This is a genomic window from Sphingobium sp. SYK-6, assembly GCF_000283515.1.
Lineage (GTDB): Bacteria > Pseudomonadota > Alphaproteobacteria > Sphingomonadales > Sphingomonadaceae > Sphingobium > Sphingobium lignivorans.
This window is the reverse complement of sequence record NC_015976.1, coordinates 3,996,947-4,019,742: the sequence shown is the minus strand read 5'-3', so window position 1 is coordinate 4,019,742 and position 22,796 is coordinate 3,996,947. Positions and strand designations below refer to the sequence as shown.

Here is a 22,796-nt window from a genome sequence, read left to right as displayed (position 1 = left end):
CCGGGCACCCGCCGGTGCGGATGCCCGGCACGTGCTTAGGCGAAGGTCTTGCCGAAGGCGTCGAGCGCATCCTTGACCTTGGCGCGGACATCGTCGGAAAGGTCCCGGCTGTCCCGGATGGCGGCGAGGATATCGGCGTGATGCGCGCGGAAGTGCGCGAGCATCGCCGCCTCGTAGCGCACGACATCGACAGTCGCGACGCTGTCCAGATAGCCCTGTGTGCCGGCGAAGATCGACACGGTCTGCTCCTCGAAGGGCAGCGGGCTGAACTGGGGCTGCTTGAGCAGCTCAGTGAGGCGCGCGCCGCGATTGAGCAGCTTCTGCGTCGAGGCGTCGAGGTCCGAACCGAACTGCGCGAACGCGGCCATTTCGCGATACTGCGCGAGCTCCAGCTTGATCGAGCCGGACACCTTCTTCATCGCCTTGGTCTGCGCGGCGGAGCCGACGCGCGACACCGAGAGGCCCACGTTGATGGCCGGGCGGATGCCCTGATAGAAGAGGTTGGTCTCGAGGAAGATCTGGCCGTCAGTGATCGAGATCACGTTGGTCGGGATGTAGGCGGAGACGTCGCCGGCCTGCGTCTCGATGATCGGCAGCGCGGTCAGCGAGCCGCCACCCAGCGAATCGTTCATCTTGGCCGCGCGCTCGAGCAGGCGGCTGTGCAGATAGAAGACGTCGCCCGGATAGGCTTCGCGGCCCGGAGGACGACGCAGCAGCAGCGACATCTGGCGATAGGCGACAGCCTGCTTGGAAAGATCGTCATACACGATCACGGCGTGCATGCCGTTGTCGCGGAAAAACTCGCCCATCGCGGCGCCGGTATAGGGCGCGAGGAACTGCAGCGGCGCGGGCTCGGATGCGGTCGCGGCGACGACGATGCTATATTCCATCGCGCCATTTTCTTCGAGCTGGCGCACGATCTGCGCGACGGTCGAGCGCTTCTGGCCGACGGCGACGTAGATGCAGTAGAGCTTCTTCGACTCGTCCGTGCCGGCGTTCACGCCCTTCTGGTTGATGAAGGCGTCGATCGCGACGGCGGTCTTGCCGGTCTGGCGGTCGCCGATGATCAGCTCGCGCTGGCCACGGCCGACGGGCACGAGCGCGTCAATGGCCTTGAGGCCGGTCTGCACCGGCTCGCTCACCGACTGGCGCGGAATGATGCCGGGCGCCTTCACCTCGACGCGGCTGCGCTGATCGGAGATGATCGGGCCCTTGCCGTCGATGGGATTGCCGAGGCCGTCGACCACGCGGCCGAGCAGGCCCTTGCCGACGGGCACGTCCACGATGGTGCCGGTGCGCTTGACGACGTCACCTTCCTTGATCTCGGCGTCCGAGCCGAAAATCACGACGCCGACATTGTCCGCCTCGAGATTGAGGGCCATGCCCTGCACGCCATTGGCGAACTCGACCATCTCGCCGGCCTGCACATTGTCGAGCCCATGGATGCGGGCGATACCGTCGCCGACGCTCAGCACGGTGCCGACTTCGCTGACCTCGGCCTCGGTGCCGAAATTGGCGATCTGGTCCTTGATGACCTTCGAGATTTCTGCGGCGTTGATGTCCATGTTCAGCCTTTCATCGAACCTTTGTGAGGGCTCTTCAGCCCTTCATCGCCTGGGCGAGTCTGTTCAGTCGGGTGCGGAGCGAGCCGTCGATCATCTGGCTGCCCATCTTGACGATGAGGCCGCCCATGATCGCGGGGTCCACAGTGAGATCGAGAGCCGGGTCGCGGCCGGTGCGTGCCTTGAGCTGTTTGGCAAGCGCAGTCTGCTGCGTCTTGGTCAGCGGGAAGGCCGAGGTCACTTCGGCACGCGTCTCGCCCTTGTGGGCGGAGAGCAGGGTGCGGAACGCGCGAATGACGGCCGGCAGCTGCCCGAGACGGTGATTCTGTGCGAGCACGCCCAGCGTCCTGGTCGTCAGCATGTCGAGCTGCAGTTGGGCGGCCACGGCAGCGATTGCCTTGCCCGCAGCGTCGCGCCCGATGAGCGGGCTCTGGATGAGCGTCCGCAGATCCGCCGAATCGGCAATTGCCGCCTTGAGCGTGGTCAGGCTCGCGTCGACCGAATCGAGAGCCTTCTCGTCCCGTGCCAGCTCGAACAGCGCAAGCGCATAGCGCCCTGCCAAGCTAGCCTGAATACCGCCGGAATTCTCCACGCGCGCCTGATACCTCGTCTTCATCGAGTTGAATTGCGCCAGAAAAGGGGAGGCGTTGCAGCACCCCCCTCGACACGCGGCGGCGGTTAGCAGGGGTGGCCCGCGGATGCAAGTCGAGAGGCGACGTGGCGCGCCGGGTCCGCCTTTCCGCCCGCCGGAGCGACGCCGCCGGTCCTCCCGATGCGCGCATCGGAGGCGATTCCTGGCATCGCCGACACCGTGCGATCTCGCTCCTCCGCGGCTCGATGACAGTTTTATGACATTGATATTACAGCCATATTCCCGAAATCTTCATGGTTCGTCAACGAGCGATTCACTATCTGGCCGCGCAGGGGGATCCGGCGGGCCGGACCAGGGAACAGCAAGAGGCCATATCAATGCATGCGCTTCGCGACGGGCAGTCGGGCGGGACCATCGTCACGCGATACGAAAGAAGAGATTCGATCTCGCGACAGTTTCGCCGGTTGCTGCTGGCCGCCGGGGCACTGCTCTCGCTGCTGATCGTGGCCCAGCTCGGCGCGCTGACGATCAACCGGACCATTTCCACCCGGCTGGTGGAGCAGCGCATCGTGCCGATGAGCCAGCTGCAGACCATCGCTTCGGCCTATCAGACGAGCTGGGCCATTGCCGACAAGGTGCGTGTCGGCACCATCGACCCGACCGGCGGCGCGACCGCCCTGCGGGATATCAGGAGCAGGCTGGGCCGGGACTGGAGAGAGCTGGGCGAATCGGGCGCGACCGTGGCCACGCGATTCTCGGTGGAGCGGCCCGATGCCGACCGGGCGCTGGATCGTCTTCAGGTCCTGCTCGAACGAAGCGATCGCGAACGGCTGGACTTCTTCCTTTCCGGGCAGTTCTTCGGCGGCGTCGACCCGCTGCTCGGGAAGATCGCCCGGACGACCGAGGAACTGCGCGCGACTGCCGGGCAGGATCGCGCGGTGCTTCGCTGGGTCAATTTTGCCGCTGAACTGTTGCTCGTCGCCGTCTCCATCGCCGCGCTCGCGGGCGGCATCCTGATCGCGCGCATGGCGGAGAGACGCCTCGCGCGGCCGCTCGTCGCCATTGCCGATCATGTGCGGCAGGGCGGGACGGGCCCCGCGGGAGAGGCGGTGCCCGGCCTTGAGCGCGAGGATGAGATCGGGGCGATCGCGCGGGCGTTGAGTGACGCGCAGGATGCAGCGCGCCTGGCGGACCAGTCGAGACGCGACCGGGAACAGGCCGAGGACGCGCTGCGCCGCCGTGAGCTGGACGATTCGCGTCGCGCTCAGGCGCGCGCCCGGCTGGTCGACGAGGGTTTCGCGCGGTTCGACGCCGCCTTGTCCCAGCTCGTGGCGGCGCTTTCCCATGCCTCCGCGATCATGCGCGAGATGGCGATGACGCTTGCGACGGCGTCCTCGCAGTCGCGGGACCGCGCCGACGCCATCGCGCGGAGCATCGCCGCGGCGGCCATGCGGGCGGACGAGGTGCAGAAGGACGGCATCGGCCTGCTGCGGCTGGTCGGTGACGTGCGCAGCAGCGCGGGCACCACGCGCATGCACAGCAATGAAGTCATAGACCAGTCGGGTCGCAACCGCGCGCATGCGCAGCGCCTCTCGGAGCTGGTGAGCGGCATCAGCCATGCGCTGGATCTCATCAAGCGCGTGGCGGCGCAGACCAATCTGCTTTCGGTCAATGCCAATATCGAGGCGCATCGATCCGGCGACGCGGGGCTCGGCTTTGCCGTGGTGGCGCGGGAGATCAAGGCGCTGTCTCTCGATTCAGGCGAGGCGGCCGGGCAGATCGCGCGTCAGCTCGCCTTCGTGAACGAGACGGCGGCGGATTTCCTGGCGAGCACGACTCTTGTCGAACAACTCGCGACCGGCGTCGGCGAGCAGGCCGATTCGGTCGAGGCGCTCGCCGGCTCCCAGGAAGATGCGAGTCGGCGCATGGTGGCGTCGATCTCCGAGACGCATGTCCAGATGCGCGAGATCGCGCAGGCGGCGCAGGACGCGAGCGCCGGCTCGTCCGAGCTGGTCGAGACGGCGGCGTGCCTGCGGGACACGGCGGATGCGATTGCCGGTCAGATCGCGGAGCTGGGCCGCGAGTTCAGTGCGCTGCGCGGCGACCTGAGCAGCGCGGCCTGACCGATATCAGGGCGCGCCGCGCGTGGCAGCCTGGCACTGGTAGACGAGCCGCTCGTTGGGCTGCGCCGGCAGCAGGGCCTGGATGTCGGCCTGCGCGGCGGCAAGCTCCGCCAGCTTCTGCGGATCCGTCGTGCAGCCCGACCGGGCAAGGCCGTCGCGCATCGTCCGCGCATTCTCGAGCGTCTCGGCGTCCACCAGATACTGGTCGGTGCGATAGCGGCCGATCGAGGGATCGAAGCGGCGCACGGAGATCGCCGCGTCGTCGCTGGGGACGAGGATCCGCACCCACTGCTCCTGGGCCCGGACATATTGCGTCTGGCCATTCACGCAGCCGTCCGCCCGCCAGTTGAAGGACATGTCCTGCGTCTCCGAGACGGTCACCCGGCTCAGGCTCGTATCGAGCCGGCAAAGGCGATCCCCTGAGGCCGCGGGGGCCGCTTCCGCCATGTTGTCGGGCCCGGCCGCTTCATTCGTCGCGCCCCCTTCTGCGTCATTGGGGCTGCCGAACCCGGGGCGAAGGAGGAAGACGGCGATCGCGGCCAGCGTCAGGAAGCCCGCTGCGGCGCCGAACCGGCGGGTGCGCGTGAGATCGCCCTTGGACTGGCCGAGCATCGCCATGCCGCCGGCGGCGACGGCGAGGGCAAGCAGCAGGGCCGAGAGCGCCATCATGTTCTCGCGCCGGGCAATCACGTCCTGCTGCGCCTGCGCGCGGGCAGCGATCACCTGTTCGCGCCGGGCCATTTCCGCGTCGCTCGCGCGCTTGGCGGCCGCGGCGCGGGCCCGCTCGTCGGCGATTTCCTGCGCCGCCTCGATCTCGTCCATCGAGCGGCAGGCCTCGCTGGAGCGGGCGGCCTGGATGCCCGCCTGGCGCAGGAAACTGGCGATCTCGCGATTGGAGACCGCAAAGCCATATTCGGCATCGCTGCCTTCCGAGAGGGAGCCGAAGCTGTTGAGCCCCACCACGCGCCCGCACTGGTCGACCAGCGGTCCGCCGCTGTTGCCGGAGGCGAGCGGCGCGGTGTGCAGCACGGTGTCGAACTGCTTGGAGGCCCGTCCGCCGGACACGGTGCCGGACGTGCGCACCGGCGCCATCGGCCGGATGATGTCCTCCAGGCTCATGCCCTGCGCGCGGTCCACGGACCCGGGATAGCCGATCGCCGTCACCTGGTCGCCATCCTGCGGCGAACCGGTGAAGAATGTGGCGACGGGCAGCGATGCGCCGTCCACGGCGATCAGGGCAAGGTCGTTCCCCGGCGAATAAGCGATGACCTTGCCGCCAAAGCTCTTCTTGCCCTGGGGCGGGATGATGCCGATGACGATGTTCGGCTCGCTGCGGGTGAGCTCGACGACATGCGCGTTGGTGAGGACCCTCCCCGGCGCGACGACCACGCCGCTGCCATGGCCGACGAAATAGGCATTGTCGCCATCGGTGGCGACCAGTGCCACGCGGACCACGCTGCGCGACGCCGCGGCAATGTCCTGCACTTCCGCACGAGCGGAAGGCGCCCGCACGAGCATCAGGAACGAGAGGAGAAGGGCCGCAATGAGGCGCGAGCGCGGTCCGTGGAAGCATGCCGTCATGCCGGGCTTCTTAGCGTCGACAGGGCTTCCCCGACAGGGGAATTCGCACGCGCCCGCTTTGATCGCAATCGATGGGAAGCCCGAGCCGCCGGCATGGACGACAAGGCCCCGGTTCCTTCGGGATCGCGCGCCCGTTCGATCCGCATGTTGTCCGGGCAAAGGGCCGAGGCCTATAGTCAACGCCGCGAGCGCCCTTGATCGTTTCGCGGCTCGCAACCACAGGACCAGATGCCATGCCAACGATGCTTGAAGAGCTCGGCGAGAACGCCGCACTGGCGGCCTTCGAGGCGCGTGATCGCAGCAAGGACGGGCAGTTCGTCATCGCGGTGACGAGCACGGGCATCTATTGCAAGCCGAGTTGCCCGGCCCGCCATCCGCGCCCGGAACATGTCCGGCTTTATCCGGATAACGCAGCCGCGCGCGCGGCGGGCTATCGTGCATGCCTGCGTTGCCGGCCCGACGAGGTGAGCCGGGACCGGCGCGCGATCGATCAGGCCCTCGCCATCCTGGGCGACAGCGAGACCGCGCCTGCCCTCGCCGCGCTTGCCGCCGCCGTGGGCTATGCGCCGCACCATTTCCAGCGCCTCTTCACCCGGGAGGTGGGCGTCTCCCCGGCGGCTTATGCCCGCGGCTTGCGTGCGCGGCGCTTCGCGGACGAACTGGGCAGGCAGGGCCGGATCACCGACGCCATTTATGAAGCCGGCTATGAAGCGCCCAGCCGCGCTTATGCCGATGCGCAGGCGCGACTGGGGATGAGCCCGTCCGCCTGGCGCAAGGGCGGGGAGGGCGCTGTCATCCGCTTCGCGCTGGCCGAAAGTTCGCTCGGCCCGCTTCTCGTCGCGGCGACCGCGCGGGGCCTTTGCCGCATCGCGTTCGACGAAACCGCGACGGACCTGCGCGCACGGTTCCCGAATGCGCGCATCGTGGAGGCCGATGCCGATTTCGAGGCGGTGGTCCGCGATGTGGTGGCATTGGTGGATGACCCCGCCCGTTCGGTCGACTTGCCCGTCGACGTTGCGGGCACGGCCTTCCAGCAAGCGGTCTGGGCAGCCCTGCGCGCCATTCCGCCCGGGCAGACGCGAACCTATGCGCAGATCGCCGCCGCCGCGGGCCGGCCGGGTGCCGTCCGCGCGGCGGGATCGGCGTGCGGTCGAAACGATCTCGCCGTGCTCGTTCCCTGCCATCGTGTGCTGCGCAGCGATGGGTCTCTGGGCGGCTATGCTTATGGCGTTGAGCGGAAAGAGGCGCTCCTTTCCCGCGAGTCGCAGGGCTGAGCGCGTCATTCTGGCGCTCATATCCAACAAATCGCCCCGAAACGGGCCCCTCTGAAGCAACCCGCCATCCCCGCGCAGAGTTTTTGCTCTGCTATGAAGAACCACACCCCCCTCATCCGCCCTGCGCCGACGGCGATTGCCGCCGCATTGGCGCTCCTTTCAACAACTGCGGTCGCGCAGGTCGCGGCGCCGGTTTCCGAGCCCGCGCCTGCCGACGCGGCCCCGCAAACCGGTGCGCCGTCCATCGTGGTGCCGCGTGCCCAGTCGAGCCAGCCCATCCCGCTGCCTCAGACGACTTTGCCCCCTGTTACCACCAGTGCGCCCACCACCAGTGCTCCCACGACCAGTGCTCCGCCGGTCGCCACGACGGCCGCCCCGGCTCCGTCGGTGAGTTCGCCGGCTCCGGTCGCCGCGCCGCCGCTTCCCGCGGTGAACGCCCCGGCACCGGAAGCGCGCCAGGCGCCGGCTGCGCCGCGTGCGGAAACCCGCGCCTCGACGGCCGACTCGGGTGAAGGCGCGCAGCGCTCAGCCCGCGCTCCGGCCGCTGAAGCCCCGCGCGAATCCACCCCTACGCCCACCCAAGCAGCCGAGGCACAGGAAGCCCAGGCTCCGCTCGCGGCCACGGTCGCACCTGACGTTCCGAACGAGACCGTTGCCCCGCAAGGCGCGGGTGAGAGCCCGGCCGCTACGGAAACCATGGCCGCAACGCCGCAGCAGGCTGAGAGCGACGAGACCGCCTATTGGGCCCTCGGCGCCGCCGGTGCCGTTCTCGCCCTTGGCGCGGGCGGCCTGGTGATGCTCCGTCGTCGCAAGCGCGGCGAAGAGGCGATTGCCCCGGCGTATGCTCCCGCTCGCGATCATGTTGTGGCCGAGCCGGTCTCAGTGACGCACCCTGACGCAGTTCCAGTGTCGACGGTGGCCCCCGCCGCGCATCCGGTGGAGCCGGCCACTGTGTCCACTACGGCACCCGCCCCGGCCGCCGCGCGCGCAGCCAATCCGGCGACAAACGGCAAGCACGACAGCGCGCTGGAGGCGATGGTCGCCGAGGCGCCTTCTGCCGAGAATCCGTTCCGCACGCGTCGTCAGCGCCTGCGTCGGGCCTCCTTCCTCCTTCGCCAGGGCACGCCTCCCATGGCCTCTGCGCAGGAGCCGCACCGTCCGGCGCAGGTCACGCCCGCCCCGGCGCCGGCAGCCGAGCCCGCGCGTCAGCCTGTCTACAGCTTCGGTGCGCCAGCCGCATCGCGCTCGCGGGGCTGGAAGCCCGTCCGTACATAAACTCCGGATAACATTCGAACGCATGTCGGCCCTTTGACAGGGTCGAGCAGCCGCCCGGCACCACCCCCCTCCCACCGCCGGGCGGCTGCGTCGTGTTTCTCTCAAACGAAGCTGTAAGGATCGACGTCCACGCTCACGCGTGTGCTGCTTTTCCAGTCGATCGCCGAGAGCCAGTCGCGCACGATGGCCTGCAGATCGATCGAGCGTCGGGCATGAACCAGCAGTCGCCAGCGATGCCGCCCGCGTAGCACGGCCAGCGTCGCTTCGGCCGGTCCATAGATTTCCAGCCCCTCCTGCCGCGGCCCGGCAGCCCCGATACGCCGGGCCGTTTCCCGTGCGAGCGCCGCGTCCGTGTCGCTCACGATGATCGCGGCGAATCGCCCGAACGGAGGCGCATTGGCGGAGCGGCGGCTGGCGGTTTCCGCCGCATAGAAAGCTGCATCGTCCCCTTCGAGCAGCGCGCGCATTACCGGCGCATCGGGCGCGCGCGTCTGGATGAAGACCCGGCCGGGCTTCTCGCCGCGCCCGGCGCGCCCGGAGACCTGCACGATCTGCTGATAGGTCCGTTCGGACGCACGCAGATCGCCGCCATCGAGGCCCAGATCGGCATCGACCACGCCGACCAAGGTCAGCTCCGGGAAATGATAACCTTTGGTGACGAGCTGCGTGCCGACGATGATGTCCACCGCGCCGCCCGCCACATCCCTAACGAACGCCGCCGCCCTGGCCGGCGACCAGAGCGTGTCAGAGGTGACGATGGCCGTGCGCGCGTCCGGGAAGAGGGCCTTCACTTCATCCGCGATTCGCTCCACCCCGGGGCCGCAAGCCACGAGCGCATCGCTCTCATGGCATTCCGGGCAGCTGTCCGGCGTCGGGACTTCGTGGCCACAATGGTGGCAGGCAAGGCGCCGCGTGAGGCGATGCTCGACCATCCAGGCCGAACAGTTGGGGCACTGGAAGCGGTAGCCGCAATGGCGGCACAGGGTGAGCGGCGCATAGCCCCGCCGGTTCAGGAACAGCAGCGATTGCTCGCCGCGCGCCAGCGTCTCGCGCATGGCCTGGACGAGCGGCGGCGCCAGCCAGCGCCCGCGATCCGGCGGGTCGTGCGTCAGGTCGACCCCGATGATCTCGGGCAGCTCCGCGCCGCCGTAGCGGGACGGGAGCTTGATTTCCTCGTAGCGGCCCAGTTCCACCTGATGGCGGGTTTCGATGGCCGGCGTGGCGGACGCCAGCACCACCGGGCAGCTCTCCATGAGACCGCGCATCACCGCCACGTCGCGCGCATGGTAGCGCACGCCTTCCTCCTGCTTGAAGCTGGTCTCGTGCGCTTCATCGACGACGATCAGGCCGAGCTTGCGATAGGGCAGGAACAGGGCGGAGCGGGCGCCGACGACGACGCCGGCCTCGCCCTCGGCAATGGCGCGCCATGCCCGCCGCCGGTCGGATTGCTTGAGGCCCGAGTGCCAGGGCACAGGCGCGCAGCCGAAACGCGCGGTGAAGCGGTCGAGGAACGGTTCCGTCAGCGCGATCTCGGGAAGCAGGACGAGGGTCTGGCGGCCCTGCCTCAGTGCTTCCGCGATCGCCTCGAAATAGACCTCGGTCTTTCCCGATCCGGTGACGCCGTCGAGCAGCACGGTATGGGATTCGCCGGACCTCACTTGCGCGACGAGGCGCTGCGCGGCGGCTTCTTGTCCCGGGCTCAGCGATATGGCGGCGTGGTCGGGGTCGGGCCGGGGGAAGGGCAGGTCGGTCGACACCTCGACGGCCTCGAGCGCGCCCTGCTTGATGAGGCCGCGAATGACCGCGTCGCTGACATCGCCGATCGCCGCGAGCTCGCGCACGAGGCCCTGCCGCTCGCCGATTCGCTCCAGCGCCTGCGCACGCTGGGCGGTCAGCCTCTCCGGCAAGGCGCCGCTCGGCCGGTATTCGATGACCGTCTTGCCGCCTTCCAGAGCGGACATGGAGGCAAGGGCCATGCGCAGCACGGCGGCGTGCGGCGCCAGATAATAAGCAGCGGTCCATTCGATCAGGCGCCGCAACGCCGCGGGCAGTGGCGGCGCATCGAGCACGCCAAGCAGCGGCCGCAGGCGATTGTCGCCCACCGGGGGCACGTCGGGAAAGCGCTCGGCTTCCCAGACCACGCCGGTCATGGGCCGGGGGCCGAGCGGCGCCACGACGATGCTGCCCGGCTCCACCGACATGCCTGCCGGCACGCGGTAGTCGAGGGGGCCAAGAGCGGCATTGAGCAGGATGAGGCGCGCGCGGGTCATCGAAGCTGCCTAGTTAGGCGCTGAGCCCGGACCTTGGAACCCGCATGGCGGTCGCACGCGGAATATATGCTCACCGGGCCGTTCGAACCACATCGCGCCAGCAGCGCAAGACGGGCGCAATCTCCTTACGCATCGCCGCGCCCTTCGCTATAGGCGCCCCACGATTTGAGAGACAGGAGCGCGCCGACCATGAAATTCTTCGTCGATACAGCCGACACCGCCGAAATCCGGGACCTCGCCGAGACCGGCCTGCTGGACGGCGTGACCACCAATCCCAGCCTGATCCACAAGTCCGGCCGCAAGTTTCTGGAAGTGGTGGAGGAGATTTGCGGGCTGGTCGACGGCCCCGTCTCCGCCGAAGTCGTGGCGCTGGACCACGAAACCATGATGAAGGAAGCCGCCGTGCTGCGGAAGATCGCGGACAATGTCGCGATCAAGGTGCCCCTCACCATTGACGGGCTCAAGACCTGCAAGGCGCTGAGCGAAGAGGGCTGCATGGTCAATGTGACGCTCTGCTTCTCGGCCAATCAGGCGCTGCTCGCGGCCAAGGCGGGCGCGAGCTTCATTTCGCCGTTCGTCGGCCGCCATGACGACAACGGGTTCGATGGGATGAAGCTCATCGAGGACATCCGGCTGATCTACGACAATTATGGCTTCGAGACCGAGATCCTCGCCGCCTCGCTGCGCCACCCGATCCATGTGCTGGAATGCGCAAAGATCGGCGCCGATGTGATCACCGCGCCGCCCGCAGTCATCAAGGCGCTGTTCAACCATGTCCTGACCGACAAGGGCCTTGCATCCTTCGCGGCCGACTGGGCGAAGACGGGCCAGTCGATCCTGTAACGACCGCAGCCGCCGCCCCGGCAAGGGCGGCGGCTGTGCCTGTTTTTATCTGTCCTGTTTTGTCCGGTTTCTCCGCCGCCGATCGGCAAAAAAGAGCGGTTTTCCGCGCCATGGCGGACCCTCGGATCGACCGGCGGACTGTAAGCCATTCCACCGGCCAGCGCCGTTCCCTTCCGCGCCGTCCCCGCCGGGGAGCCTCGCCTATTTGGCGAAGCCCCGGGGCGCGGGGTCGACCACGCTGGTGGCGCCGGCGCCGATCTCCGTGACTTCCAGCGCCCGTTCGGCAATGCCGTCCCGGCTGAAGCGGAACGCGCCATCGATGCCGGAGAAGCCCTCCGGATCGGTGAGGCGCCCGACGGGGAAGGCTGTGCCCGGCTTCCAGTCCGCCGCGATTCGCACGGCCAGCAGCACCGAATCATAGCCGAGCGAGGCGAGCCGGTAGGGCGCCGTGCCGAAGGATGCGCGATATTTGCTGGAGAGCGTGCGGTAGAGATTGTCCGAGACACTGGCATACCAGGCGCCGCGCAGGGCAGCGCTGCTGGTCAGGCCGGTTTCCGTATTCCACAGTTCCGTGCCCAGGATGCGGACATCGGCCCCGCCATTGGCCCGTACGAGCGGTCCCGCCTGCAACGCAATTCGCCCGACATCCGCGATGAGCAGCGCATCATAGCTGGAACTCGCCGCGAGGCGCTTGATCGCCGCCTGCACCGAAGCAGCTGACCGATCGAAGGTCTCCATCGCGACGACGGTGCCGCCGGCTGCCTTCACGCGCGAGAGGAACGCAGCGCCCGCACGCTCGCCATAGACGCCGCGCGGCACCAGTGCGGCGAAATTGCTGAGATCGCGCGAGCGGGCGTAGCCGACCACGCGCTCCACGGACTGCTCGGGGCTGTAGCCCAGCAGGAACACACCATTGCCTGCCACACTCTCGTCGTTGGAGTAGCTGATGATCGGGACCTTCGCCGCCCGGGCCACCGGCGCGGCGGCGCGCACTTCGTCAGCGGTCAGCGGCCCAAGGATGAGCCGGTTTCCTTCCGCCACCGCCTGCTTCGCCGCTTCCGCAGCGCCCTTGCCGGTGTCGTAGGTGGTGACGCGCAGGCGCTCTGTCTTGGTGTCGAGCAGCGCCATCGTCGTGGCGTTGGAGATGGAACGGCCGACGCCCGCATTGGTCCCGCTCAGCGGCACCAGCAGCGCGACGCGATGCCGCTGCGTGTCGGTGGGCAGTCCCTTGTCGAGATCGAGATCGCCGGTCTTCGGCGGTGGGGGTGGCGGGGGCGGCTCGGTGCGCGGCACGACCGAGGCGCACGCCGACAGCAACAACGCGCCCAGCAGCGCAAGGCCCTGCCGCAACCGGGTCGGTACGAATCCAACCCCCTCTTGCCCCGCAAGGCTCCTCTCTGCCATGGCTCACCTCTATGTCCGCTGAACTTTCGCCCGGCCTATATATCGTTGCAGGACCGATCGGCAACTTGTCCGATCTGTCGCCGCGCGCGGCCGAAATCCTGCGGGATGCCGATGTGATCGCGGTGGAGGACAGCCGGGTAAGCGCGCGGCTGCTGCGCCATGCCGGGTCCGACCGGCCGATGGTGCCTTATCATGATCATAGCGACGAGCGGGTGCGTGCCCGGCTCGTCGAGCGCATGGCGGGAGAGGCGGTGGCGCTTCTGTCGGACGCCGGAACGCCGCTGATTTCCGACCCCGGCTACAAGCTGGTGCGCGATGCGCGCGCGGCCGGGCGAATGGTGACGAGCCTTCCGGGCCCCTGCGCCGCCATTGCCGCGATCACGCTTTCCGGCCTGCCGAGCGACCGGTTCCTCTTCATGGGTTTCCTGCCCAGCAAGACCAAAGCGCGGTCCGACACGCTGGACGAGATCCGGTCGGTGCGCGCGACGCTGGTCTTTTACGAGAGCGGGCCGCGTTGTGCCGCGGCGCTCGGGGATATGCAGGCGGTGCTTGGCGATCGGCCCGCCGCGCTGTGCCGGGAGATCAGCAAGGCCTTCGAGGAAGTGCTGACCGGCTCGCTTTCGGAACTGGCTGCTGCCTGCGCGGCGCGGGAGCCCCGGGGCGAGATCGTGCTCGTCGTCGGCCCGCCGGGCGAGCGGCCGCCGCCGGAGGAAGCCGAGATCGACGCAGCGCTGCGCGATGCGCTGGCGCGCCTGCCCGTTTCGCAGGCCGCCGGGGAAGTCGCCCGCGCGCTGGGGCTCGACCGCAAGGCGCTCTATGCGCGCGCCATGACCCTGCGGGGCAAGGCGTGACACGAGGCGGCGGGCCCGTGCCTTCCCGGCTCGCTGCCGAGAAGCGGGGCCGGCAGGGAGAGCGGCTGGCGGGCTGGTGGCTGCGCCTCAAGGGCTGGTCCATCCTGGCGCGGCGCGTGCGCACCCGGGCCGGCGAGATCGATCTGGTCGCGCGCCGCGGCAATATGGTCGCTTTCGTCGAAGTGAAGGCCAGGGCCAGCGCCCGGTCGCTGGACGAGGCCATCGACGAGCGCAGGCTCGCTCGTGTCGCTGCTGCCGCCGAGGCAGTGGCCGCCACATGGCTCGGCCCGGGGGACGACATGCGCATCGACGTGATCCTCCTTGCGCCGGGCCGCCCGCCTCGCCATCTGGAGAATGTCTGGCACGGGGGATGAAGCCCCGCAAAGGGAGGAATGCCCCGCATGTCGCTCAAGGTCGCCTTGCAGATGGACCCCATGGAATCGCTCAACATCGCGGGCGATTCAACCTTCGCGATCATGCTCTCGGCGCAGGCGCGCGGGCATCGTCTCTATCACTACCGCCCCGATGACATGACCTGGCGGGATGACCGGCTCTATGCGCAGGCCCGCGAAGTGACGGTTCAGCGCGTGGAAGGCGATCATTACAGCTTCGGAGCGACCGTCCGGCTGGATCTCGGGCGGGACGTCGATGTGGTCTGGATGCGCCAGGACCCGCCCTTCGACCTCAATTATATCACGGCGACGCATCTGCTCGAGCGAATCACCGGCGAGACGCTGGTGGTCAACGATCCCGCATCGGTGCGCAATGCGCCCGAGAAGCTCTATGTGCTCGATTTCGCCCGGTTCATGCCGCCGACGATGATCACGCGCAGCCTCGATGAAACGCGGGCCTTTCTGGCCGAGCATGGCGAGATCGTGGTGAAGCCGCTTTACGGCAATGCGGGTTCGGCGGTCTTCCGGATCGGTCAGGACGGCGGAAATCTCGCCGCGCTGGTGGAACTTTTCGGCCAGATGTGGGTCGAGAGCTTCATGGTGCAGGCGTTCCTCAAGGATGTGGCGAAGGGCGACAAGCGGATCGTGCTGGTGGATGGCGAGGTCGCGGGCGCGATCAATCGCATTCCCGGCCAGGGCGAGATCCGCTCCAACCTCGCCGCCGGTGGCACGGCCGCGAAGACCGATCTCACGCCCGACGAGCTGGAAATCTGTGCGGCGCTCGGCCCGGAGCTGAGAGAGAAGGGCCTGTTGTTCGTCGGTATCGACGTGATCGGCGGCAAATATCTCACCGAGATCAATGTGACCTCGCCGACCGGCATCGTGGCGATGGACGCCTTCAACGGCACGGACACCGGGGCGATGATCTGGGACGCCGTCGAGCGCCGTCTCCGGGAGCGGGCGGCCTGAGCCGCCGGCCGTCCGCATGAGCACCCGATATGAATGACTGGGTCGTCCGCCTCATCGACGGGGGCGGCTATTGGGGCATTGCCCTGCTGATGGTGCTGGAGAATGTGTTCCCGCCCATCCCGTCCGAACTCATCATGGGCATCGGCGGCATTCGCGTGGGGCAGGGCCGGATGGAGGTCTTCCCGCTCCTCGTCGCCGGCACGCTCGGCACCACGATCGGCAATTTCTTCTGGTATTTCCTGGGATACCGGCTGGGCTGGAAGCGCCTGCGCCCCTTTGTCGAACGGCACGGGCGATGGCTGACCCTGCGCTGGCGCGACATCAAATGGCTGCGCTACATGTTCCGGCGCCATGGCGAGAAGATCGTCTTCATCTTCCGCTTCATGCCCGCCTTCCGGACGATCATCTCGCTGCCGGCGGGGCTCTTCTGCATGTCGCCATGGCGTTTCGCGCTCTGGACGACCGGTGGCGCGCTGATCTGGAACGTCGTGCTGGTGGGCGCGGGCTATTATCTCGGCGCCAACTTCAAGGCGATCGATGACTGGCTCGGGCCGCTCGCGAATGCGGCCGTCGGGCTGATGGCCATCGCATATGTGTGGCGACTGGTGCGGTGGAAGGGGCAGGACCGGGGCGCCTAGCCACAGCTCCGCGCCGCTCGCAGCCCGTCATCCCGGCGCGGAAGCATAGCGCCGCACGATCGTCGCCTCGGCCAGGAGCCGGTTGGCGTCCTCCGGTCGGCCGAGATCCTTCAACTCCAAGGCGGCGGTCTCCCGTTCCTCCGCCTCGCGCATCAGCAGCGTGCGCAGCGCGTCAGCCGGGAGCGCTCGCCGCGAAACCTCCCCGGACGAATCGCCGAAGGCGCGCATGGCGCTGGCCGCGCCATCCAGATCGATCGTGATGGCCTGCGCATTGTCGATCGCGGCGATGAGGGCCCGGATCACGCGCGTGTCCAGCGTCGCGCGAGCCTGCAGGGCCTGCTTCAGGTCGGCGCGCAGGCGTGCCTGCATCGCGGCGGCGGCATCCGCGCCCATCAGGACGCGCGGGGATGCGCGTTGCGGTAGACGTCGAGCAGATGAGCCGCGTCCACCCGGGTGTAGATCTGCGTCGAGGAAAGGCTGGCATGGCCCAGCAGCTCCTGAAGCGCCCGCAGGTCCGCGCCACGGCCGAGGAGATGCGTCGCGAAGCTGTGGCGCAGCGCGTGCGGCGTCGTCCGCTCGTGCAGGCCAAGGCGCCTGCGGGCCCCCTGCACCGCCCGGCGAATCAATGCGGGGGAGAGCGGGCCGCCCCGCGCGCCGCGGAACAGCGGTTCATCTCCGGCCGGCGCGAAAGGGCACAGCGCGAGATAGTCCTCGATCGCCTCGCGCACTTGCGGCAGCAGCGGCACCACCCTGGTTTTGCCGCGCTTGCCCAGCACCCGGATCGTCTCGCCCAGCGGCAAGGCATCGCCCATGAGCCCCAGTGCCTCGCTGATGCGCAGGCCGGCGCCGTAAAGGAGCAGCAGCACGGCCCAGTCCCGTGCGCCGATCCAGCCTTCCCGCGCCGTTTCCGCCACGTCCTGCGCGAGAGCGATGGCTTCGTCGGGACTCACCGGGCGAGGCACGCCGGGCTTCACGCGCGGCCCGCGCATGAGCGGGACGGACGCGCCTTCGCCGCCGATGAAGCGGAGGAAAGCGCGCAGGGCGGAGAGCTCACGGGCGGTCGAGCTGTTCTCGATGCCTTCCGCGCGCCGCGCCGCGAGATAGGCGCGCAGGTCGGACGTCGTCAGCGCCAGGAGCGCCGCGCGGTCCGGGGCGCGGCCGTCCATCTCCTCCATCCAGCCCATGAGGCGCTCCGCCGTGGCCACATAGGCCCGGACGGTGTGAGGCGAGCGGCGCCGGCCCTGCGCGAGATATCCGCGCCAGCTCCCGATGAGCGCCATCGGCGTCTCCGCGCTCACGCCGCGCTCCGGCTGTCCAGCAGATCGCGCCAGATGTCGATGAGGTCGACCGGATACCAGACTTCCTCCTGCGCCAGCAGGTCCTCGGGCGTCCACCAGCGGTGGGACAGCATGAAGGCCTGCTCGACATTCGTATGGCCGGAGGTGTCGATCGCCGTTTCCTCGACGCGCACCGCATAATAACGCTCCTCGGCATCCACCTCGATGCCTTCGAGCGTCACGAAGGTCACGTGGCGCACCGCCACTTCCGGTCCCGGATCGTGGAGCAGCCCGGTTTCCTCGCGCAATTCGCGCCGGGCGGCCTGCTCGAACGTCTCCCCCCGGTCCACGGCACCGCCCGGGGTCACCCAGAAGGGCGGGCGATCATCGGGCGTGAAGCGGAAGAGCAGCAGCCGGCCTTGCGGGTCGAGGACCAGCAGCCGGGCAGCGGGCCGCTTGGCGCGCCGGATCATTCCCCGGGCGCCCGCGCGACGATGGCGAGGGCATGGACCTTTTCCCGCAGCAGATCGGCCAGTGCGGAATTGACCATGCGCTGGCGGGCCAGGCGCGACTGGCCGGCGAAGCGCGCCGTCACGATCTCCACGGTGAAATGGCTTTCGCCCGATCCGTCGTCCCCCAGATGGCCGCGATGCTTCGCGCTGTCATTGGTCACGACGAGGCGGTCAGGCGACAGGGCGGCCATCAGCCGTTCGGCAATTTCACGCCCTACCGGGCCTAGCGAAGAGTCAGTCATTTCCCATATATAGGCGCTTTGCCCAAAGTCAGTTCGAGAATTCGCCTTTCAGGCCGGTTTCGGGTGCGACCCCGGTTCGCCCGGCCGCGTCTTCAGCGACGCTCAATATAAGCAGAAAGGATCGCGCAGTTTTGTCAGGGCAGGACGCCAGTGAAAATGGTCGACGTCGCCACACGCGTTTCCACGGGCGGGTCGAAGGCACGCGCCATATGTGTTTCGTCCCCGGCTGCGAGGAGGCGGGGGAATTTCGCGCGCCTCCCGAGAATCGCCGGGACGCGCCGGACGGACCGCCGCAATGGCGCTGGTTCTGCCTCGACCATATTCGCGCGTTCAACCAGGGGTATAATTTCTTCAAGGGAATGAGCGCGGAAGAGATCGACGAGGCCCAGCGGCCTTATTCGGGCTGGGGCGCCGAGACGCGGGCATTCTCGTCCCAGGCGGCCAGCGGCACGCCGCCGCCGCGCTGGGCGGACTTTGCCGATCCGCTCGATGCCATCGGTGCCCGCTTCCGCTCCCGCGCCGCGGACATGGCCGAGCGGCGCGACGGCAAGCCGCTTTCGGGCGCGGATCGTTCCGCGCTGAAGACGCTTGGCCTCTCGCCGGATGCCGACCGGCGGGCCCTGCGGACACGGTACACGGAGCTGGTGCGGCGCTTCCACCCCGATCATAACGGCGGCGACCGCACGCATGAGAAGGCGCTGCAGGACGTGATCGCGGCTTATGGCCATTTGCGCAAGGCACCGGCATTCGCCTGAGCGGCCTTGCGGTTCCGTGCCACGGCTGCCATAGGCGCCGGCCCTTCAAGACCGGAGACAGGCCATGCCAGACGGCGTGACGGTTCACGCCCTCGGGCTCGATTTCGGCACGACCAACAGCGTCGTCGCGCTGGCGGACGGGGATGGCTCGCGCCTTGTCGAGTTCAAGGGAGAGGCAGCGAGCGGTGCTGTCTTCCGCTCGGCCCTGTGCTTCTGGCAGGATGAAGCGACGCGGGGCGGCCTGGCGCACGAGGCCGGACCCTGGGCAATCGCCGAATATCTCGATTTCCCGGAAGGCAGCCGGTTCATCCAGTCGTTCAAGTCCGTGGCCGCCAGCGCCCTGTTCGAGCATGCCAGCGTGTTCGATAAGCGGTTCCGGTTCGAGGAACTGGGCGCCCAGTTCCTCGAAAGGCTGGTGGCGCATGCCGGCGGCTGTCTTGACGCACGGCCCGAGCGGATCATTGTCGGGCGGCCGGTGCGCTATGCTGGTGCCCGGCCGGACGAGGCGCTGGCCCGCCAGCGTTACGACGCCATGTTCCGCGCCTTCGGCACGCAAATCCATTATGTGTACGAGCCGCTGGGCGCCGCGTTCAGCTATGCAAGCCGGCTCACGCGCCCGGCGACCATTCTCGTCGCGGATTTCGGCGGCGGCACCAGTGACTTTTCGGTCGTCCGCATCGCTGCGCCGGGCGCGAATCGTCGCTGCGAGCCGCTGGGGTCGGCCGGCATCGGCATCGCGGGCGACACGTTCGATTATCGCATCGTCGACCATCTCGTCCTGCCCATGCTCGGCAAGGGCGGCACCTATCGCTCGTTCGACAAGCTGCTGGAGATCCCGCGCAACTATTTCGCGGACTTCGCGGACTGGTCGCGGCTCGCGCTGATGCGTAACCGGCGGACGCTGGCCGAGCTCGACCGTCTCCGGCGCAGCGCGAGCGATCCGGCCGCGATCGGGCGCATGATCATGCTGATTGAGCAGGAGCTGGGCTATCGGCTCTACGATGCGGTCGGCGCGCTCAAGCGGACGCTGTCGGAGGCGGAGCATGCCTCGTTCCGGTTCGAGGCGGAGGACCTCCTCATCGAGGCCGATATAAAGCGCGCCGATTTCGAGCGCTGGATCGCGGCGGACATCGCGCGGATCGATGCGACCGTCGATCAGGCGCTCGCGGCGGCAGGGGTGACCGAGGCGGACATCGACCAGGTCTTCCTGACCGGGGGATCGTCCCTGATCCCGGCGATCCGTCGCCTTTTCGACACCCGCTTCGGGGCCGGCCGCATCGCCAGCGGGGGCGAGCTGACGTCGATCGCGCACGGGCTTGCGCTCATCGGACAGGAAGACGATCCCGCCGCATGGGAGGCATGATCGGCGCCCTGAACAGCCCCTGTCCCTCGACACAGCCTTCCCCGATCGGTTAGGGGCAGTCTCGACTCTGTGGAAAAGACGATATGACCGATATTCCGAACACCAATACCGACATGCGCAGCGAAGTGCTGCTCGATGCTCCCGACCGCACGGTGGACGCGCGCCAGGTCTTCGGTATCGATGTGGACATGGCCCTCCCGGCTTTCTCCGAGGCGGACGAGCGGGTGCCGGATGCCGATCCCGCTTATGTGTTCGACCCGGACACGACTCTCGCCATTCTCGCCGGCTTCGCCTTCAATCGCCGCGTGATGGTGCAGGGCTATCACGGCACCGGCAAATCGACGCATATCGAGCAGGTGGCGGCGCGGCTCAACTGGCCCTGCATCCGCATCAATCTCGACGCGCATATCAGCCGCATCGATCTCGTCGGGCGCGATGCCATCGTGCTGAAGGATGGCCAGCAGGTCACCGAGTTCAAGGAAGGGCTGCTGCCCTGGGCCCTGCAGCGCCCCGTCGCGCTGGTGTTCGACGAATATGACGCCGGTCGCCCCGATGTCATGTTCGTTATCCAGCGCGTGCTGGAAGCCGACGGCAAGATGACGCTGCTCGACCAGAACCGGGTGATTCGGCCCAGCCCTTGGTTCCGGCTGTTCGCCACCGCCAACACGGTCGGCCTGGGCGACACGACCGGCCTCTACCATGGCACGCAGCAGATCAATCAGGGCCAGATGGACCGCTGGAACCTGGTGGTCACGCTCAATTACCTGCCCGCCGAGACCGAGGCGCAGATCGTCCTGGCCAAGTCCGGCGAATATGATCACGAGGGTGGCCGCAAGGAAGTCCAGAACATGATCCGGGTCGCCGAGCTCACCCGGCAGGGCTTCGTCAACGGCGACATCTCGACCGTGATGAGCCCGCGCACGGTCATTAGCTGGGCGCAGAACGCCCTGATCTTCAAGGATGTGGGTTTCGCGTTCCGGCTGTCGTTCCTCAACAAGTGCGACGAGGCCGAGCGTGCGCTCGTCGCCGAATATTATCAGCGCGTCTTCGGCAAGGATCTGCCGGAAAGCGTGGCGGCCAAGGCTGACTGAAGGATCGCCTGACGGGTTCGCGCGCCGGTCCATGAGGCGCCGGTTGGTCCCGCCAGCGTCATCGGAAAAAAGAAAGGGCGGCCCCGCGAGGGACCGCCCTTTCGATCATTTGACGGGGCGTCTCAAACGAAGGAGACGATCCTCTGCTCCGAACGCTTGCGCGTGCGCAAGGTCCAGCCGACGGCGGTGAGACCGATCAGCATCATACCCCAGCTCATCGGCTCGGGCAGCGCCGTGACCTCATCGAAATCGGTGATCGGAGCCGGTCCGCCCCTTGCCTCGAACACGGTCGGCTTTCCGGGTTCAAAAGCCCATACGCCGGGCTTGATGTTGACCCAGCTGAACGTGGAATCGCTCTTTTCCCCGAACGGGGAGGAGGATGCCACCGGGGTCCCGGATAGCGTCACCGTTGCCGCTGCCGGCGCAGTCGCCAGCAACACGGCAGAGGCGGCCGTCATCATGAGCGCAGTCTTGAACATGCGTTCTCCCACTTGTTTGCGGCGGACCTCTCGCGAGGCCGAGCCGCGGTTACGCTCGATGTCGCTGCAGCGCCTTCATCTTCCGCTCCACTCGGCAAAATGCCGTCGGAATCAGCGACCAGTCATCGCTCTCATTGCGATGCAGCAGGAGAACTTTGCCATAGTTAACGGCGCGTGACAAATCTGGCCGGAGCCGGTCCGGCTGGCCGGATCAGCCCGTTGCGGGCGCGGATGCTTCGGCCTGTCGTGGCTCCGGAAATGCCAGGAAAGCCCGGATTCATGGGCTCTTCAGGCGCTTGGCGGCAAACGAATGCCGAATCTTTCCGATTGAATTTCATGCATTTGGTGGGCGGCGTTACCGCCACGCAGCGCCGAAAGCATCGATAAGCTGTGCACGCTTTGCCACGACCTGATTGTGCGCGGCACAACGGCGTCCGCGTCTCCGCGGGGATCAGGCCGCCCGGTGATAAAGGGCCCGCGCGGCGGGCCGGCCTGACGGATCAGGCGAGGCTGGCGACGTGCGACCGGCGGCGCATCAGGGCGCCGATCCCCGCGAAGCCCGCAATGAGCATGGCCCAGGTGGCGGGCTCGGGGACGGTGCCGGCAATCGGGGCGACCTCGATGGGGAGGGACTCGGTCAGCGGTTCGGCGAAACGCAGCTGGGCGGTCAGGGCCGGCTCCGGCGAGGGCGATCCGAAATAGCTGTCGAGCACGCTGTGCGTGAAGCGATAGCCGCCGCCCTGCTGGCTCTGGGTAAAGTAGCTGCCGAGCACGGAATGAGTGAAGCTGTAGCCCGAGCCGTAGGAAGAGCCGCCAAAGCCGTTGGCCCAGCTGTTCAGCTGGCCGATCTGGTTGAACGCGCGGACACCTTCGATGCCGGTGAACAGCTGCTGCGTGGTGGCGCCGTTCCGGACGGAGAAGGCGAAGCCGTCGGGCGAGAGATGCGCGCTGGAGTGAAGCGCGCCGACCACCTGGCTGATCCGCCCGTTGATCGTGACGGTCGCCTGCACGCCTTGCGCGGGCAGCGATGCGGTGGCCATGGCGATGGCGATAAGGCTGACGACGCGGATCATGGGCTGTGGCTTCCTTTGCAAACCGCGAACGGGTGCTTGCGGCGATGTCCCCGATGCGGAGTTAGGGAAGGCGAGGCCGATCATAAACGCGCTTAACCACGAAATTCCCTGGCCTTTTCGCGCTGTCTCGCGGCGAGACAGCAGCGAGCGAAGAAGTTAACGGCGCCAACGAGCGACCTTGCAGGCGGTCCGCGCGGCGGCGAGAGGCTTGACAGCCGGGCAAGCCTGGC

Annotated in this window: 22 protein-coding genes; 11 read left to right on the top strand and 11 right to left on the bottom strand. The window is 68.0% G+C overall.

Going from position 1 to position 22,796, the window contains the following annotated elements; translation table 11 throughout:
* Window positions 1-35: 35 nt before the first annotated feature.
* The gene (gene atpA, locus SLG_RS18480) at window positions 36-1,565 is read right to left on the bottom strand and encodes a F0F1 ATP synthase subunit alpha (RefSeq protein WP_014078048.1); all 1,530 of its coding nucleotides are present in this window, start codon (window positions 1,563-1,565) and stop codon (window positions 36-38) included.
* Window positions 1,566-1,599: 34 nt separating this feature from the next.
* Complete coding sequence (locus SLG_RS18475) at window positions 1,600-2,154, bottom strand: F0F1 ATP synthase subunit delta (protein WP_041393709.1); 555 nt, start codon at window positions 2,152-2,154, stop codon at window positions 1,600-1,602.
* 377 nt (window positions 2,155-2,531) lie between these two features.
* Between SLG_RS18475 and SLG_RS18470 the strand changes: the two genes are divergently transcribed.
* Entirely contained in the window at window positions 2,532-4,277 is a 1,746-nt protein-coding gene (locus tag SLG_RS18470; protein WP_041392232.1) for a methyl-accepting chemotaxis protein, read from the top strand.
* A 6-nt stretch (window positions 4,278-4,283) separates the two neighbouring features.
* On the opposite strand, the gene SLG_RS18465 is transcribed toward SLG_RS18470, so the two are convergent.
* Complete coding sequence (locus SLG_RS18465; RefSeq protein ID WP_014078045.1) at window positions 4,284-5,858, bottom strand: S1C family serine protease; 1,575 nt, start codon at window positions 5,856-5,858, stop codon at window positions 4,284-4,286.
* A 233-nt stretch (window positions 5,859-6,091) separates the two neighbouring features.
* On the opposite strand from SLG_RS18465, the gene ada reads away from it, so the two are divergent.
* Both ada and SLG_RS21565 read left to right on the top strand, forming a co-directional pair.
* Entirely contained in the window at window positions 6,092-7,132 is a 1,041-nt protein-coding gene (gene ada / locus SLG_RS18460) for a bifunctional DNA-binding transcriptional regulator/O6-methylguanine-DNA methyltransferase Ada (protein ID WP_014078043.1), read from the top strand.
* A 93-nt stretch (window positions 7,133-7,225) separates the two neighbouring features.
* Window positions 7,226-8,407, top strand: coding sequence for a hypothetical protein (locus SLG_RS21565; protein WP_014078042.1), 1,182 nt, complete (start codon window positions 7,226-7,228; stop codon window positions 8,405-8,407).
* A 101-nt stretch (window positions 8,408-8,508) separates the two neighbouring features.
* Here the strand turns inward: SLG_RS21565 and SLG_RS18445 are convergent, their stop codons facing one another.
* Window positions 8,509-10,677 (bottom strand): primosomal protein N', encoded by a 2,169-nt coding sequence (locus SLG_RS18445; RefSeq protein ID WP_014078041.1) that lies wholly within the window; start codon window positions 10,675-10,677, stop codon window positions 8,509-8,511.
* 189 nt (window positions 10,678-10,866) lie between these two features.
* Between SLG_RS18445 and fsa the strand changes: the two genes are divergently transcribed.
* Entirely contained in the window at window positions 10,867-11,520 is a 654-nt protein-coding gene (fsa, locus tag SLG_RS18440) for a fructose-6-phosphate aldolase (protein WP_014078040.1), read from the top strand.
* Window positions 11,521-11,721: 201 nt separating this feature from the next.
* Here the strand turns inward: fsa and SLG_RS18435 are convergent, their stop codons facing one another.
* Window positions 11,722-12,924: a penicillin-binding protein activator gene (locus SLG_RS18435; RefSeq protein ID WP_041392226.1), complete on the bottom strand. Its 1,203-nt coding sequence runs from the start codon at window positions 12,922-12,924 to the stop codon at window positions 11,722-11,724.
* An 11-nt stretch (window positions 12,925-12,935) separates the two neighbouring features.
* Here SLG_RS18435 and rsmI point away from each other — a divergent pair, with 11 nt between their 5' ends.
* From rsmI to SLG_RS18415, 4 genes are read left to right on the top strand one after another with little or no spacing between them, the layout of a single operon-like run.
* A complete protein-coding gene (gene rsmI, locus SLG_RS18430) occupies window positions 12,936-13,775 on the top strand; it encodes a 16S rRNA (cytidine(1402)-2'-O)-methyltransferase (RefSeq protein WP_014078038.1) in 840 nt (279 codons plus the stop codon).
* 17 nt (window positions 13,776-13,792) lie between these two features.
* On the top strand, window positions 13,793-14,149 hold the full coding sequence (locus SLG_RS18425) for a YraN family protein (RefSeq protein WP_014078037.1): 357 nt from the start codon (window positions 13,793-13,795) through the stop codon (window positions 14,147-14,149).
* 27 nt (window positions 14,150-14,176) lie between these two features.
* Window positions 14,177-15,136: a glutathione synthase gene (gene gshB / locus SLG_RS18420; protein WP_014078036.1), complete on the top strand. Its 960-nt coding sequence runs from the start codon at window positions 14,177-14,179 to the stop codon at window positions 15,134-15,136.
* Window positions 15,137-15,165: 29 nt separating this feature from the next.
* A complete protein-coding gene (locus SLG_RS18415; RefSeq protein WP_014078035.1) occupies window positions 15,166-15,774 on the top strand; it encodes a DedA family protein in 609 nt (202 codons plus the stop codon).
* A gap of 27 nt (window positions 15,775-15,801) precedes the next feature.
* Here SLG_RS18415 and SLG_RS18410 read toward each other — a convergent pair whose 3' ends face one another.
* From SLG_RS18410 to SLG_RS18395, 4 genes are read right to left on the bottom strand one after another with little or no spacing between them, the layout of a single operon-like run.
* Window positions 15,802-16,167 (bottom strand): hypothetical protein, encoded by a 366-nt coding sequence (locus tag SLG_RS18410; RefSeq protein WP_014078034.1) that lies wholly within the window; start codon window positions 16,165-16,167, stop codon window positions 15,802-15,804.
* Complete coding sequence (locus tag SLG_RS18405; RefSeq protein WP_041392224.1) at window positions 16,167-17,054, bottom strand: tyrosine recombinase XerC; 888 nt, start codon at window positions 17,052-17,054, stop codon at window positions 16,167-16,169. The genes SLG_RS18410 and SLG_RS18405 overlap by 1 nt, the downstream gene beginning before the upstream one ends.
* A gap of 14 nt (window positions 17,055-17,068) precedes the next feature.
* Window positions 17,069-17,524, bottom strand: a complete 456-nt coding sequence (locus SLG_RS18400) for an NUDIX hydrolase (protein WP_014078032.1) — start codon at window positions 17,522-17,524, stop codon at window positions 17,069-17,071.
* The gene (locus tag SLG_RS18395) at window positions 17,521-17,805 is read right to left on the bottom strand and encodes a BolA family protein (protein WP_014078031.1); all 285 of its coding nucleotides are present in this window, start codon (window positions 17,803-17,805) and stop codon (window positions 17,521-17,523) included. The genes SLG_RS18400 and SLG_RS18395 overlap by 4 nt, the downstream gene beginning before the upstream one ends.
* Before the next feature lie 209 nt (window positions 17,806-18,014).
* Between SLG_RS18395 and SLG_RS18390 the strand changes: the two genes are divergently transcribed.
* The 3 genes from SLG_RS18390 to cobS all read left to right on the top strand — a co-directional run bounded on the left by SLG_RS18390 (window position 18,015) and on the right by cobS (window position 21,014).
* A complete protein-coding gene (locus tag SLG_RS18390; RefSeq protein ID WP_014078030.1) occupies window positions 18,015-18,560 on the top strand; it encodes a J domain-containing protein in 546 nt (181 codons plus the stop codon).
* Between the two features lie 64 nt (window positions 18,561-18,624).
* Entirely contained in the window at window positions 18,625-19,923 is a 1,299-nt protein-coding gene (locus tag SLG_RS18385; RefSeq protein ID WP_014078029.1) for an Hsp70 family protein, read from the top strand.
* Between the two features lie 83 nt (window positions 19,924-20,006).
* Window positions 20,007-21,014 (top strand): cobaltochelatase subunit CobS, encoded by a 1,008-nt coding sequence (cobS, locus tag SLG_RS18380; RefSeq protein WP_014078028.1) that lies wholly within the window; start codon window positions 20,007-20,009, stop codon window positions 21,012-21,014.
* A 122-nt stretch (window positions 21,015-21,136) separates the two neighbouring features.
* On the opposite strand, the gene SLG_RS18375 is transcribed toward cobS, so the two are convergent.
* Together SLG_RS18375 and SLG_RS18370 are read right to left on the bottom strand one after the other, a co-directional pair.
* The gene (locus SLG_RS18375; RefSeq protein WP_014078027.1) at window positions 21,137-21,493 is read right to left on the bottom strand and encodes a PEP-CTERM sorting domain-containing protein; all 357 of its coding nucleotides are present in this window, start codon (window positions 21,491-21,493) and stop codon (window positions 21,137-21,139) included.
* Window positions 21,494-21,993: 500 nt separating this feature from the next.
* Window positions 21,994-22,566 (bottom strand): PEPxxWA-CTERM sorting domain-containing protein, encoded by a 573-nt coding sequence (locus tag SLG_RS18370; protein WP_014078026.1) that lies wholly within the window; start codon window positions 22,564-22,566, stop codon window positions 21,994-21,996.
* Window positions 22,567-22,796: the final 230 nt, after the last annotated feature.